General features: G+C 69.2%; 13 protein-coding genes and 1 tRNA gene. 10 read left to right on the forward strand and 4 right to left on the reverse strand.

Going from position 1 to position 14,378, the window contains the following annotated elements; all coding sequences use genetic code 11:
• The 9 genes from QM693_RS35960 to QM693_RS36000 form a co-directional block, all read left to right on the forward strand.
• A partial coding sequence (locus tag QM693_RS35960) for an acyl-CoA dehydrogenase family protein (RefSeq protein WP_283354678.1) occupies nucleotides 1-199 on the forward strand: 199 nt, incomplete at its 5' end.
• Nucleotide 200: 1 nt separating this feature from the next.
• A complete protein-coding gene (locus QM693_RS35965) occupies nucleotides 201-983 on the forward strand; it encodes an SDR family oxidoreductase (RefSeq protein WP_283354679.1) in 783 nt (260 codons plus the stop codon).
• Nucleotides 976-2,010 carry a phosphotransferase family protein gene (locus QM693_RS35970; protein ID WP_283354680.1) on the forward strand — a complete coding sequence of 345 codons (1,035 nt, stop codon included), beginning with the start codon at nucleotides 976-978 and terminating at the stop codon, nucleotides 2,008-2,010. Before QM693_RS35965 ends, QM693_RS35970 begins: the two co-directional genes overlap by 8 nt.
• Before the next feature lie 10 nt (nucleotides 2,011-2,020).
• Complete coding sequence (gene fabG / locus QM693_RS35975; RefSeq protein ID WP_271212546.1) at nucleotides 2,021-2,782, forward strand: 3-oxoacyl-ACP reductase FabG; 762 nt, start codon at nucleotides 2,021-2,023, stop codon at nucleotides 2,780-2,782.
• Nucleotides 2,783-2,786: 4 nt separating this feature from the next.
• Complete coding sequence (locus QM693_RS35980) at nucleotides 2,787-3,977, forward strand: acyl-CoA dehydrogenase family protein (protein ID WP_280783621.1); 1,191 nt, start codon at nucleotides 2,787-2,789, stop codon at nucleotides 3,975-3,977.
• Nucleotides 3,974-5,074: an acyl-CoA dehydrogenase family protein gene (locus QM693_RS35985; protein WP_283354681.1), complete on the forward strand. Its 1,101-nt coding sequence runs from the start codon at nucleotides 3,974-3,976 to the stop codon at nucleotides 5,072-5,074. The genes QM693_RS35980 and QM693_RS35985 overlap by 4 nt, the downstream gene beginning before the upstream one ends.
• Nucleotides 5,075-5,109: 35 nt before the next feature.
• Nucleotides 5,110-6,093: an NADPH:quinone oxidoreductase family protein gene (locus tag QM693_RS35990; protein ID WP_283354682.1), complete on the forward strand. Its 984-nt coding sequence runs from the start codon at nucleotides 5,110-5,112 to the stop codon at nucleotides 6,091-6,093.
• A gap of 11 nt (nucleotides 6,094-6,104) precedes the next feature.
• Complete coding sequence (locus tag QM693_RS35995; RefSeq protein ID WP_283354683.1) at nucleotides 6,105-6,893, forward strand: RhlG family 3-oxoacyl-ACP reductase; 789 nt, start codon at nucleotides 6,105-6,107, stop codon at nucleotides 6,891-6,893.
• A 53-nt stretch (nucleotides 6,894-6,946) separates the two neighbouring features.
• Entirely contained in the window at nucleotides 6,947-8,605 is a 1,659-nt protein-coding gene (locus tag QM693_RS36000) for an AMP-binding protein (protein ID WP_283354684.1), read from the forward strand.
• Nucleotides 8,606-8,676: 71 nt separating this feature from the next.
• Here QM693_RS36000 and QM693_RS36005 read toward each other — a convergent pair whose 3' ends face one another.
• Nucleotides 8,677-9,837, reverse strand: a complete 1,161-nt coding sequence (locus tag QM693_RS36005) for a N(5)-(carboxyethyl)ornithine synthase (protein WP_105422760.1) — start codon at nucleotides 9,835-9,837, stop codon at nucleotides 8,677-8,679.
• Nucleotides 9,838-10,048: 211 nt separating this feature from the next.
• A tRNA-Arg gene (locus tag QM693_RS36010) sits at nucleotides 10,049-10,124 on the reverse strand.
• Between the two features lie 166 nt (nucleotides 10,125-10,290).
• Between QM693_RS36010 and QM693_RS36015 the strand changes: the two genes are divergently transcribed.
• Entirely contained in the window at nucleotides 10,291-12,693 is a 2,403-nt protein-coding gene (locus QM693_RS36015; protein WP_283354685.1) for a phosphoketolase family protein, read from the forward strand.
• Nucleotides 12,694-12,702: 9 nt separating this feature from the next.
• Here the strand turns inward: QM693_RS36015 and QM693_RS36020 are convergent, their stop codons facing one another.
• The gene (locus tag QM693_RS36020) at nucleotides 12,703-13,413 is read right to left on the reverse strand and encodes a DUF305 domain-containing protein (RefSeq protein ID WP_280783614.1); all 711 of its coding nucleotides are present in this window, start codon (nucleotides 13,411-13,413) and stop codon (nucleotides 12,703-12,705) included.
• Nucleotides 13,406-14,326, reverse strand: a complete 921-nt coding sequence (locus tag QM693_RS36025) for a thioredoxin-like domain-containing protein (RefSeq protein WP_283335907.1) — start codon at nucleotides 14,324-14,326, stop codon at nucleotides 13,406-13,408. Before QM693_RS36025 ends, QM693_RS36020 begins: the two co-directional genes overlap by 8 nt.
• Between the last annotated feature and the right edge of the window lie 52 nt (nucleotides 14,327-14,378).

Here is a 14,378-nt window from a genome sequence, read left to right on the forward strand (position 1 = left end):
GGCGATTCAGGTGCACGGTGGGGCCGGTGTGACCGACGACTTCCCCCTCGCCATGGCCTGGGCGCACCTGCGCACGCTGCGCCTGGCGGATGGTCCCGACGAGGTCCACAAGCGCGCCATCGCGCGGCAGGAACTCCGGCCCTACCGCGACACCGCCGTCAACGCCTCCACCAACGGACACAAGGTTGCGGTGAGCTGACATGGCCGGACTCGACCTCACCGGACGCACCGCGATCGTCACCGGCGCCTCGCGGGGCATCGGTCTGGCCGTCGCCAAGGCCATCGCGGCCGCTGGCGGCAACGTGGTGCTCACCTCACGGTCCCAGGAATCGGCCGACGCCGCCGCGGCCGAGGTCGGGGGCACCGCGATCGGAATTGCCGCCCACGCCGTCGACGAAGAGGCCGCCCGGCGCTGCGTCGACGTCACCCTCGACCGCTTCGGCAGCCTGGACATCCTGGTCAACAATGCGGGAACGAACCCTTCGTACGGGCCGATCATCGACCAGGACCACGCACGATTCGCCAAGACCTTCGACGTGAATCTCTGGGCGCCGGTGCTGTGGACCGGGCTCGTCACGAAGGCGTGGATGGGCGAGCACGGCGGCGCCGTGGTCAACACCGCCTCCATCGGCGGCATGGCCTTCGAGGCGAACATCGGCCTGTACAACGCGTCCAAAGCCGCGCTGATTCACGTCACCAAGCAACTGGCACTGGAACTCTCGCCGAAGGTGCGGGTCAACGCCGTCGCCCCGGGTGTGGTGCGGACCAAGCTGGCCGAGGCACTGTGGAAGGAACACGAGCAGGCCGTGTCGGCGTCCACGGCCCTGGGGCGGATCGGTGAACCCGAGGACATCGCGTCCGCGGTCGCGTTCCTCGTCTCCGATGCCGCGAGCTGGATCACCGGCGAAACCATGGTGATCGACGGCGGTCAACTGCTCGGCGACGCCCTCCCGTTCCGGCAGGGGGCCCAGCTCGGTGTCTAGCGTGGACGTCGTCGGCATCGACATCGAGGCCGTGAGCCGCTGGTTCGGCACGCTCGGCATCGACAGTGCCGGACCGCTGACCTTCGACCGGATCGGACTCGGACAGTCGAACCTCACCTACCTCGTCCGGGACGAGGCAGGTGGCAGATGGGTGCTCCGGCGCCCGCCTCTCGGACACCTGCTGGCGTCGGCCCACGACGTCGCCCGGGAGGCGCGGATCCTCTCCGCTCTCGAGGACACCGCGGTGCCCACCCCGCGGGTGTTCGGGCTCACCGACGACCCGGAGGTGACCGAGGTACCGCTGCTGCTGATGGAGTTCGTCGACGGGCAGGTCGTCGATCGCATGTCGATCGCGGAGGCCCTGACGCCGGAACGTCGCCGGGCGATCGGTCTGTCGCTGCCGCGGACGCTCGCGAAGATCCACGCGGTGGACCTCGACCGGACCGGGTTGACCGACCTGGCCAGCCACAAGCCGTACGCGCAGCGTCAGCTCAAGCGGTGGTCGGGGCAGTGGGAGAAGTCGAAGACCCGCGAGCTGCCCGCCCTCGACGACCTGACGCGACGGCTCACCGATTCGGTACCGGAGCAGCGGGAACTGACACTGGTGCACGGCGACTTCCACCTGCGCAACGTCATCACGTCCCACCGGACCGGGGAGGTGACCGCGGCCCTGGACTGGGAGTTGTGCACCCTCGGCGACCCGCTCGCCGACGTCGGCAGCCTGCTCGCGTACTGGCCGGAGCCGGGCGAGACCACCGGCGGCGACTTCCCCGCGTCCACCCTCGACGGTTTCCCGGATCGGGTGGAGATCGCCGGGGTGTACCTCGACGAGACCGGACGCGACCCGGAGGCCCTGGCGTTCTGGCACGTCCTCGGCCTGTGGAAGGTCGCGGTCATCGCCGAGGGCGTCATGCGCCGCGCGCGGGACGAACCGCAGAACAAGGCGGCCGCGGGCACCCCGACCGTCGAGCGCATCGACGACCTCGTGGCCAAGGCGTGCGACATCGCCGCCCGGGCCGGAATCTGATCACACGACGATGGAGAACTTCATGAAGAGAACGGCAATCGTCACCGGCGGGGCACGGGGCATCGGTGCCGCGGTGGCGAAGAAACTGGCGAGCGACGGGTACGGGGTGGCCGTGCTCGACCTCGACGAGTCCGCCTGCGCGGCAACCGTCGACGCGATCGAGTCCACCGGAGGCCGGGCACTCGCCGTGGGCGCGAACGTCGCCGACGAGGCGTCGGTCGCGGCGGCGGTCGAGCGGGTGGCGACCGAACTCGGTGCCCCGACGATCCTGATCAACAACGCCGGGATCACCCGCGACAACCTGCTGTTCAAGATGACCGTCGACGACTGGGACGCGGTGATGAACGTGCACCTGCGCGGTGCGTTCCTGATGTCGCGGGCCGTGCAGCAGCACATGGTCGACGCGGGGTTCGGCCGCATCGTGAACCTGTCGAGCACGTCCGCGCTCGGCAACCGCGGGCAGGTCAACTACTCCGCCGCCAAGGCTGGCATGCAGGGCTTCACCAAGACGCTCGCCATCGAACTGGGCAAGTTCGGGGTCACCGCGAACGCGATTGCGCCCGGCTTCATCGAAACCGAGATGACCGCTGCCACCGCCGAGCGGGTGGGTGTCGGCTTCGAGGACTTCAAGAAGGCGGCGGCGTCGCAGATCCCCGTGAACCGCGTCGGGCAGCCCGAGGACATCGCCAACACTGCGTCGTTCCTGGCGAGTGAGGGTGCCGGATTCGTGTCCGGACAAGTGATCTACGTGGCCGGCGGACCGAAGGACTGAGGACATGACCACTGACGAACAGGCGATCGCACGCGACCTCAGCGATCGCGTCGCGACCCTCGTCGAACAGAACGACCTGTCGGATCCGACCGGGTTCCTCGGAGCCCGATTCGACGCCGGCCTCGCGTGGGTCCACTTCCCGCCGGGACGCGGCGGGCTCGGTCTGCCGCAGAGCTTCCAGGCGCAGGTCGACGCCGAACTCGCGGCCGCCGGAGCGCCCGGTCCGGCGAAGGGCCGCAACGGGATCGGATTGGGCATGGCCGCTCCGACCATCGCCGCGTTCGGCACCGAGGAACAACAGCAGAAGTACCTTCGGCCGATCTTCACCAGCGAGCACATCTACTGCCAGTTGTTCAGCGAACCGGGGGCGGGCTCCGACCTGGCCGCGGTCGCGACGCGAGCCGTCCGTGAGGGTGACGGCTGGCGGGTCAACGGGCAGAAGGTGTGGACGTCGGGGGCGCAGAACGCGCAGATGGCGATCCTCGTGGCCCGGACGGATCCGACGGTGCCCAAGCACGCCGGGCTCACCTACTTCCTGTGCGACATGAGCGATCCGGGTATCGACGTCCGGCCGTTGCGGCAGATCACCGGTGAAGCCGAGTTCAACGAAGTGTTCCTCACCGACGTCCGCATTCCCGATTCCGATCGGCTCGGCGACGAGGGACAGGGCTGGCGGGTGGCCACCGCGACCCTCAACAACGAGCGCGTCGCGATCGGCGGTTCCGCGGCCGCCCGCGAGAGCGGCATGATCGGACCGGTCGCACAGGCCTGGCGGGAGCAACCCGAACTCCGCGACCCGGCGATGCACGACGAACTGCTGCGGCTGTGGGTCGAAGCGGAGGTCGCCCGGCTGACCGGGGAACGCCTGCGGCAGCAACTCGAGGCCGGGCAACCCGGCCCGGAGGGATCCGGCCTGAAGCTGGCCTTCGCCCGGCTCGCGCAGACCATCTCGGGTTTCGACATCGAACTCCACGGCGAGGCCGGGCTGCGGTACGACGACTGGACCATGCGCCGCCCCGACAAAGTCGACTTCACCGGCCGTGAACCCGGCTACCGGTACCTGCGCGCGAAAGGCAATTCGATCGAGGGCGGCACGTCCGAGATCCTGCGCAACATCATCGCAGAACGCGTCCTCGGGCTCCCGCCGGAGCACCGCGTCGACAAGGATATCGCCTGGAAGGACCTGCCCCGATGAGCACCGCAGATCTGCTGTACTCCGACACGGAAGACGCCCTGCGCGACTCCGTCCGCCGCCTCCTCGCCGACCGCTGCCCACCGGAACTGGTGGTCGGGGCGTACGACCGGGCACCCGCCGACTTCTCCGGAGTATGGAAATCCCTCGCCGTCGAACTCGGACTGGCGGGCCTGCTCGTTCCCGAGGACCTGGGTGGCGCCGGAGCCGGCGCACGCGAGGCCGCGGTGGTCATGGAGGAGATCGGACGTGCCGTCGCGCCCGTCCCGTACCTTTCCAGTGCCGTACTCGCGACGGTCGCGCTGCTGAAGGCGGGGGACACGCGAACGGTCGGCGCACTCGCCGACGGGACGACCACCGGTGCGCTCACGGTCGGGCTCGCGACCGCACCGGGGCGGTTCACCCCGACCGTGCGCCGAGAGGGCGACGCCCTGACCGGCACCGTGACCAGCGTCGCGGGCGTCTCGGAGGCCGACATCCTGATCGTGCCCGCCCTGGGTTCGGGCGGACTCGAACTGCACACGGTGCCCGCCGGCACCGCCGGTGTCACGGTCACGCCCGTGCTCGCGCTCGACATGACCCGGCCACTGTCGGATGTCGCGTTCGACGGCGCCGCGTCCACCCGAATCGACGACGGCAACGCCGCGGCGGCGGTCCGGGAGGCCCTCGTCGTCGGCGCCGCACTGCTCGCCTCCGAGCAGCTCGGGCTTGCGCAGTGGTGCTTCGAGACCACCCTGGCGTACGTCAAGGAGCGAACCCAGTTCGGCCGCGCCGTCGGGTCGTTCCAGGCGATCAAGCACCGCCTCGCCGACCTGTGGCTCGAGGTCACCTCCGCGGCCGCCGCTGCCCGCTACGCCGCGGACACCGCCGCCCGGGGCGACGCGGACGCCGAGGTCGCGGCCGCCGTCGCGCAGGCGTACTGCAGTGACGTCGCCGTCCACGCCGCCGAGGAGTGCGTCCAGCTGCACGGCGGCATCGGAATGACCTGGGAATACCCCGCGCACCTGTATTTGAAGAGGGCGAAGAGCGATCAGCTCGCGTTCGGCACCGCCTACCGTCACCGCGCGCACCTCGCCGACCTGATCGACCTGCCCGCGTAACCCGAGCTCCATCACCGACAGTCAGGAAACAATCCATGAAGGCATGGCGTGTCCACGAACTCGGCGAGCCGCGCACCGCGCTGCAACTCGAGGAAGTCCCGGACCCGACTGCAGGCCCCGGCCAGGTGCTGGTGAAGGTTCTCGCCGCACCGGCGAACTTCCCCGACGTGCTGCTGTGCCGGGGCGAATACCAGATCAAGCCGCCGCTGCCGTTCACACCCGGAGTCGAGCTGTGCGGTGAGGTGCTGGAGGTCGGTGACGGCGTGACCCGCTTCGCCGTCGGCGACCGGGTAATCGGCAACCCCAACCTGCCCGGCGGCGGATTCGCCCAGCTGGCCGTCATGGACGAGGCCAACACGTTCGCCGCCCCGTCCGCGCTCGACGACGCCGAGGCGTCGGCGTTGAGCATCGGCTACCAGACGAGCTGGTTCGCCTTGCACCGGCGCACCCAGCTGAAGCCGGGGGAGACGCTGCTCGTCCACGCCGCCGCGGGCGGAGTGGGCAGCGCCGCAGTGCAATTGGGCAAAGCCGCGGGAGCGAAGGTGATCGGCGTCGTCGGCGGCGCCGACAAGGTCGAGTACTGCCGCCGGCTGGGGGCGGATCTGGTGATCGACAGGCACACCGACGATTTCGTTCCGCTGGTCAAGGAATTCACCGGCGGACGCGGCGCGGACGTCGTCTACGACCCGGTCGGCGGCGACGCCTACGCGAAGTCCACCAAGTGCATCGCGTTCGAAGGCCGGATCCTGATCATCGGTTTCGCCGGCGGCACCATCCCGACACCCGGCCTCAATCACGCCCTGATCAAGAACTACTCGATCATCGGCCTGCACTGGGGCCTGTACAAGCAGTACAACCAGCAGGCGATCGCCGACTGCCACGAGGAACTGACCCGTCTCGCCGACTCCGGTGCGATCACGCCGCTCATCAGCGAGCGGCTCTCGCTCGCTGACGTCGCCGACGGCATCGGCCGGCTCGGTGACGGCAGCACCGTCGGCCGCCTCGTCTTCCAACCCTGAAGGGAACGCACATGGACATAGGTTCGCTGTTCGACGTCGCAGGCAAGACCGTGGTGGTCACCGGAGGATCGCGGGGTATCGGCCGGATGATCGCGCAAGGATTCGCCCTGGCCGGAGCGACCGTCATCATCTCCGCCCGCAAGGCCGAGGCGTGCGAGAAGGCCGCGGCCGAACTGTCCGCCGCCGGGCCGGGGACGTGTCACGCACACCCCGCCGACCTGTCCACCGAGGAGGGGATCGAGGGGCTCGTCGCGCGGGTCGCCGAGTTGTCGCCCCGACTGGACGTCCTGGTGAACAACGCCGGAGCGACGTGGGGTGCGCCGGTCGACGATTTCCCCGCCGCCGGTTTCGACAAGATCTTCGACATCAACGTCAAGGGCGTGTTCATGCTCACCCAGGCGTTGCTGCCGAGTCTGCGGGCCGCGGCGACGGACGGTGACCCCGCCCGGGTGATCAACATCGGGTCGATCGACGGACTCGTGGTGTCGGGTAGCGAGAACTTCTCGTACGGGGCGAGCAAGGCCGCGGTCCACATGCTCACCCGCAAGCTCGCAGCGACGCTGGCCGCCGAGCGAATCACCGTCAATGCCATTGCCCCCGGACCGTTTCCGAGCAAGATGATGGCGTTCGTCCTCGACGACCCGGAGCGGAAGGAGGCGGTCGAGGGATCGGTCCCGCTCGGCCGGGTCGGCACACCGGAAGACGTCGCGGGCACCGCGATCTTCCTTTCCTCGCGCGCCGGGGCCTACCTCACCGGCACCGTCGTCCCCGTCGACGGCGGGATCTCGGGAACACGCTGAACAGCACGTCACACAGTCGGAATACGGAACGAGCGAGAGGCGGCACGGCGGCGATGAGCTGGTACGACGACAGGCCCTGGATGGAACGGTACGACGAGAACACGCGTTCCGTGGGGGAGATCCCCGCCCGGACAGCGCTCGACATGTTCTCGGCCGCGGTCGAATCCGCCCCGGACGGGCCGGCGATCCGGTACCTCGGCGGCACCCTCGACTACCGCGAGGTCGACGAACTCAGCGACGGTGTGGCCGCCTACCTCGCCGAGAACGGATTCGGGAAGGGCGACCGGCTCGCCATCTACCTGCAGAACGTCCCGCAGTTCGTGCTGGCGTTGCTCGGCACGTGGAAGGCAGGCGGTGTCGTCGTCCCGCTGAACCCGATGTACCGGGACGAGCTCTCCCACATCCTCACCGACGCCGGAGTCACCGCGATCGTGTGCAGCGACAACGCGTGGGCCGATCGGGTGGCGGAGCGGGCGTCCGCCGCGGGTGTGCGGATCGCGATGACCGCGAGCGAACTCGACATCCAGACGTCCGGCGACCCGCGGGTGTTCGGGGGCGTGACCCGGGTGCGCGCCGAGGGCGTGCCGGACCTGCTCGAGGTGGCCCGGGCGCGCGCGGGAGCCGACGTGGCGGACTCCGGCCTGGTCCCGGACGACGTCGCGCTCGTGTCCTACACGTCCGGAACGAGTGGAGTCCCCAAGGGGGCGACCAACACCCACCGGAATCTCACCGTCAACAGTTCGATCCTGCGCCTGTACGAGAGCAAGCCCGCCGGTTCGCCGATCTTCGCGCTCGCGCCGCTGTTCCACATCACGGGCATGGTGTGCCAGTTGCTCACCGCGATCGATTTGGCGTCGCCGCTGATCCTCGCGTACCGGTTCGAGGCAGGGGTCGTCCTCGACGCTCTCGAGCGGGAGCGGCCGGTGTTCATGGTCGGCCCGTCCACCGCCTACATGGCGCTGATGGCCCACCCCGACTTCTCCGGTGAGCGCTTCGCCTCGCTGGAGGCCTTGATGTCCGGTGGCGCCCCGCTACCCCCTGCCATCGTCGAACGGTTCCGGGAGCTGACCGGAAAGTACATCCGCAACGGCTACGGGCTCACCGAGACCAGCGCACCGTGCGTCGTCGTCCCGCCGAACCTGGAGGCGCCGGTCGATCCGTCGTCGGGCACGCTGGCGATCGGCCTGCCCCTTCCCTCCGCCGTGATCCGGATCGTCGGGGAGGACGGGCACGACCTCGGCCCGCTCGAGGTCGGGGAGATCGCCGTCGACGGGCCGATGGTCGTGCCCGCGTACTGGAACAAACCGGACGCCACGGCGCAGTCGCTGCCCGGCGGCCGGCTGCTCACCGGCGACGTGGGATTCATGGACGCCCAGGGCTGGGTGTACGTCGTCGACCGCAAGAAGGACATGATCAACGCGTCCGGGTTCAAGGTCTGGCCCCGCGAAGTCGAGGACGTCCTCTACCGGCATCCCGCGGTCCGGGAGGCCGCGGTCGTCGGCGAGCCGGACAGCTACCGCGGCGAGACCGTCGCCGCGTTCGTCAGCCTCCGCCCCGGGCAGACGGTCGAGACGGACGACCTCGTCGAGTACTGCCGGGAGCGGCTGGCCAGCTACAAGGCCCCGAGGCGCGTCGAGATCGTCGACGAACTACCCAAGACGGCCAGCGGAAAAATCCTCCGACGCGAAATGCGCCGCAGCACCCCGGCCTGAACAGTCGCCCTCCCGGACGAACGGGACGCTCGTCGCGTCAGATCGAACGAGCGTCCCGTTCGTCCGGTCGATCAGGCGACGACCGGGTGCGGGTAGTCCGCCGCGCGGTGCTGGAACGACAGGATCCGGGGGTTCTGCACGACTCCGTCGCGGATCTCGACGGCCCGCCGGATCGTGTCGCTGCGGTCCCAGGCGGCGGGTCCGTCGAGGACCGTCCCCAGATGGGGGAGCAGGGCCTCGCTGATCTCCCAGGTCGCCGAATTCCACAGGTAGGACGGGCTGTGGTCGACCGCGTAGTAGCGGACGTTCTCACTGATCATGAACGTCGGATCGGCGAACGACGTGGGCCGGGCCCAGCTGAAGCCCATTCCCTCGTCGCAGGACACGTCGACGACGAGGCTGCCGGGCAGGAGGGTCTCGATGTCCGAGTCGATCAGGAACGTCAGCGGCGATTCCGTGTCCTGTAGGACGCAGTTGACGATGATGTCGTGCCGGGCGAGGAACCCGGCGAGCGGCATCCGGCCCTCGTCCGTGGTGACGTGGCTGCGGCGCGGATCGGCGTCGTCGTGATCGAACTGCACGATCTCCGCGGAATGGATCGGCGAGCTCACGGCGGTGACCCCGCGTTGCGTGACGACGTGGACGTCGTGGATGCCCAGGGCGTTCAGCGCGGTGACGGCGCCGCGGGCGGTGGCACCGAAGCCGAGTACCACGGCGCGCAGGCGGCGGCCGTAGTCGCCGGTCGAACCCGCGATCGACAGGGCGTGCAGCACCGAGCTGTATCCGGCGAGTTCGTTGTTCTTGTGGAAGACATGGAGCTGGAACGACCCCTCGACGCTCCAGTGGTTCATGGCCTCGAACGCGATCAACGTGAGGTGGCGATCGACGGCCACCTGGGTGAGCTCCGTGTCCTGGACGCAGTGCGGCCACCCCCACAGGATCTGGCCGTCACGCAGGTCCGCCAGATCCTTCGCGAGAGGTTTGGGCAGCAGGAGGACGTCGGAGTGCTCGATCAGCTGCTCCCGGGTGCGCAGCCCGCCCACCGAGAGGGCCAGCTGCTCGTCGGAGACACCGAAGGGCTCGCCGTAGCCGTACTCGAGGTGGATGCGGCCACGGAGGTCGGGGTCGATCCGGTCGAAGTGGAGCGGATGGATCGGGAGCCGGCGTTCGTCGGGCTTACTCGAACGCGCGACGACGCCGAGGGTGAGTGGATGAGAGCGGTGTTGCTGCACAGGGGTGTCCCTTGGTCGACACTGCCGGAGAGAGTCTTCGGCAGAGAGTTCTTACCGCGGAACCCGCAATGGAGGAGGCCAGCGTTCGATCGGTGGGCGCGGCATCTGCCGGCGCGGCTGCAGCTCTCGACAAAGCCCGAGGAGATCACTCGGGGAAGACTGGTAGCACCAGAGAGAAAGGCTGCGCCGCGACAGGCGACGCAGTTTCTCGTGGTGCCCCCGGCAGGATTCGAACCTGCGACCTTTCGCTCCGGAGGCGAACGCTCTATCCCCTGAGCTACGGGGGCGCACCGGAAAACCGGTGTGCCGATTGGGCTGGCCAATCGTAGCGCATGGGTAGTGGGATCGACCAAATCGGTCCCCCTACTTTGTGGACTCGCCCCGGTAGCGGCCCGGACACGCCTAGTGTCGGGAGGACGTGGACGCTCGCGAACTCCCGGGGAGGCGTCGAGAATGACCGATGGACGGCAGTTGGGGTCGCAGGACTCCGACGGGCACTATTCCGATTCCGATCTCGAGCTGGACCTGCGGTGGTGGGCGGCGGCCAACTATCTGACGGTCGCGCAGATCTACCTGCAGGACAACGCGCTTCTGCGTGAGCCGCTGCGCCCGGAGCACATCAAACCCCGGCTGCTCGGGCACTGGGGGACGAGCCCGGGTCTGTCGATGATCTACGCCCTGCTGAACCGCCTCATCCGCCGGACCGACACCGATTGTCTCTACGTGACGGGTCCCGGACACGGTGGTCCGGCGCTCGTCGCCGCCACGTACCTGGAGGGGACGTACTCGGAGGTGTATCCGGGCGTGTCCCGCGACGCCGCGGGTATCCACCGGCTCTGCCGGCAGTTCTCGACGCCCGGTGGCATCCCGAGTCACGTCAGTGTGCAGACACCGGGCAGCATCCACGAGGGCGGCGAACTCGGCTACGCCCTCGCGCATGCCGCCGGGGCGGCGTTCGATCACCCGAATCTGTTGGTGGCGTGCGTGATCGGAGACGGTGAGGCCGAGACGGGACCGCTGTCCGGGTCATGGAAACTTCCCGCCTTCCTCAATCCGGAACGTGACGGAGCGGTGCTGCCGATCCTGCACGTCAACGGAGCGAAGATCGCCGGGCCCACCGTCTACGGCCGCAGCAGCGACGCGGACGTCGAGGCGTTCCTCGGCGGTCAGGGCTGGGCGCCGACCGTCGTCTCCGGCGACGACCCGCGGCAGGTCTTCCCGGCGCTGCATCGCGCCCTCACCGACGCGCACACCGCGATCTCCGACCTTCAGCGGGAGGCGCGGGCCGGCAGGCGCAGCGCCGCCAAGTGGCCGGCGATCGTGCTGCGGACCCCGAAGGGCTGGACCGGTCCGCGGACCGTCGACGGCGTGCTCGTCGAGGGCACGCACCGGGCCCATCAGGTTCCGCTGTCGGGGGTGCGGACCGACGAGGCGCATCTGCGTCAGCTCGAGGAGTGGATGCGGTCGTACGGACCGGACGCACTGTTCGACTCGTTCGGCGCACTCGTTCCGGACCTCGAGCGGCTGGCGCCGCAGGGCGACAAGCGGATGGGTTCGTCGCCGTACGCGAACGGCGGCCGCCTGCGTGCGGATCTTCCCGTGCCGCCGCTGGAGAAGTACGCGCTTGCGATCGAGAAGCCCGGCACCACCCACCACGAGACCACCCGGGTGCTCGGGGAACTGCTCCGCGACCTGTACGCCGCCACCACCACGCCCGACGGCGGCGGCTACTTCCGGTTGTTCTGCCCGGACGAAACGTCCAGCAACCGGTTGGGCGCCGTGTTCGAGGTGACCGACCGCTGCTGGCAGCTGCCGGTCACGGACTACGACGACGGGCTGTCGGCCCGCGGCCGGGTGATGGAGGTGCTCAGCGAGCACCTCTGCGAGGGGTGGCTCGAGGGGTATCTGCTGTCGGGACGGCACGGGCTGTTCGCCAGCTACGAGGCGTTCGCGATGGTGAGCGTGTCGATGCTCGTCCAGCACACGAAGTGGTTGCAGCATGCGGTGGATCTGCCGTGGCGGGCGCCGGTGGCGTCGCTGAACGTCCTGCTGACCAGTACCTGCTGGCGCAACGACCACAACGGGTTCAGTCATCAGGGGCCGGGCATGATCGACGCCGTCATCCCGCTCGCACCGGACGTCGTCCGGATCTGGCTGCCACCGGACTCGAACACCTTGCTGTCCATCTCCGACCACTGCCTCCGCAGCACCGACCACGTCAATCTCATCGTCGTCGACAAGCAGCCGCACCTGCAGTACCTGACCCTCGCGGAGGCGCATGCGCACTGCGCGGGCGGGGCGTCGGTGTGGGCGTGGGCGGGGACGGAAGCCCCGGCGGGCGCAGACCCGGACGTCGTGCTCGCGGCCGCCGGGGACGTTCCGACCCAGGAGATCCTCGCCGCGGCGCAGTTGCTGCGCGAGCACACGCCGGAACTGGTCACCCGGGTGGTCAACGTCGTCGACCTCATGGGGTTGCTCACACCCACGGAACATCCGCACGGATTCGACGCGCGCATGTTCCTGGACCTGTTCACCGCGGACACGGACGTGGTGTTCGCGTTCCACGGGTACTCGCGCGCCGTCCACGAGCTGATCCACGGGCGTCCCGCCCCGGACCGGTTCCACGTTCGCGGCTTCAGCGAACAGGGCACGACGACCACCCCGTTCGACATGGTCGTGCTCAACCGGATGAGTCGCTATCACCTGGTCCTCGAGGCGCTGCGACGCACGCGGAGGGAACCGTCCGGTGCCGGCGAACTGGCCGACTTCTGCCTCCGGCAACTCGAACGGCACGGCGAATACGTCGTCGCGCACCTCGAGGACATGCCCGAGGTGCGCGACTGGACGTGGTCGTGAGGCCGGAGATCAGTTCATCGGGAGGGGAGCGGCGCCCTTCGCGGTGAGCATGTTCGTCATCACCGTCGACTCGCTCTGCTGCGTGTCCACCATCGTCTGCGCGAGAGAGCGCACCGCGTCCTCCGACGCGTGCTGGGCCGCGTACTCCATCATCGGGAGGCCGCCCTGGTGGTGGCGCAACATCAGCTGCAGGTACAGGACGTCGACGGCCGGTCCGGTGGCCTGACGCAGCGCGGCCATGTCCTCCGAGGACGCCATGCCCGGCATCTTCGACATCGAACCCATGTGCCCGCTGTCGGCGGACCCGTGGTCGTGACCGTCGGAGTGCTCGGCTTCCATCCAGCCCATGTAGCCGCCGGACGGCAGCGCCGGCTGATCCCACATCGCGAGCCAGCCTTGCATCTGCCCGAGCTGATTCTGCTGCGTGGTGAGGATGTCGTACGCGAGGCCGCGCACCGCCGGGTCGGTGGCGCCCGCCAGCGCGATCGCCGACATCTCCACCGCCTGGCTGTGGTGCACGCTCATGTCCTGCGCGAATCCGACATCCACGGAACCGGCCTCGGGGACCGGGGCCCCGTTGTCCTCGAGCGGAAGCCGGGCGAGGAACCCGAGCGCGAATCCGAGGGCGATGGCGCCGATCAACCCGATGACCAGCAGCGCTGTGCGCTGACTGGGCCGGGACGGGGCTGGAGCGTCTGCGGGTTCGGCAGGGCTAGCCATTGCCACCCTCGGCTGGCGCCTGCTGCAGATCGGACGGCAACTGCAGGTCGCTCGGGAGCTGCATGCCGCTGGGCAGCTGCGCTCCCGCACCACCGGATTCCGACTGGTCCGGGGCGATGCCGCCACCGTCCATCGGCACCGCGTCCGCGCCGGGTGTACTCGGGTCGAACGGCGGCGGGTTGTCCGGATCGAAACCGGAGCCCGGGATGGACGAGCAGCTCGCGCCGACCTCCGGGTAGGTGTTCTTGTTGATCCGCAGCGCGGTGATGAACTGGTCGATGCGCTCGTCGTCGACGCTGTCCAGCTTCAGCTGGTGGCCCCACGACTGCAGCGAGACCGGGCTGTCGAGGCCCGGGAACGGCGACATCAGCGTGTACGTCTCGCCGTCCACCTTGCCCTTCAGCGTCTCGACCTGATCGGCGGACAGCTCGTCCGGGTTGTAGGCGATCCACACGGCGCCGTGCTCGAGCGAGTGCACGGCATTCTCGGTGCGGATCGCGTTCGGGTAGACCGTGCCGGTGCACGTCGCCCAGATGGCGTCGTGCGGGCCGCCGAACGGGGGCGACTGGTCGTACGCGACGCGCTGCGTCGGCTGGATGTGGATGCCGGCCGGGTAGTCGACCTTGACGACGCCGTCGATGTTGACCGACGGGTCGGGATTTTCGGCGCTCGGCGCGTACTTCGCGGCTTCTTCCTTGGCCTGGTACTTGGGGACCAGGTTGATCGCGAGGACCGCCACGAGTGCGAGAACGGCAGCTCCGGCGCCGATCGTCAGCCAGGGGATGTTCCGCGGAGCGGACGCGCCACCCTTGACTTTCGCGCCGCCGCTATTCTTCTTGGCGGCCTTGATGGCCTTCGCCGACTTCGCGCCCGAGTTCTTATCGGGACCGCGACTTTCCGAACCGCTTGGCATCGATTGTGATCTTTCGGTGTGTGGGTTACGGGCGCTCGACCCCCGGTAACCG

The sequence above is a fragment of the Rhodococcus sp. IEGM 1305 genome (genome assembly GCF_030058635.1).
Taxonomy (GTDB): Bacteria; Actinomycetota; Actinomycetes; order Mycobacteriales; family Mycobacteriaceae; genus Rhodococcus_F; species Rhodococcus_F opacus_D.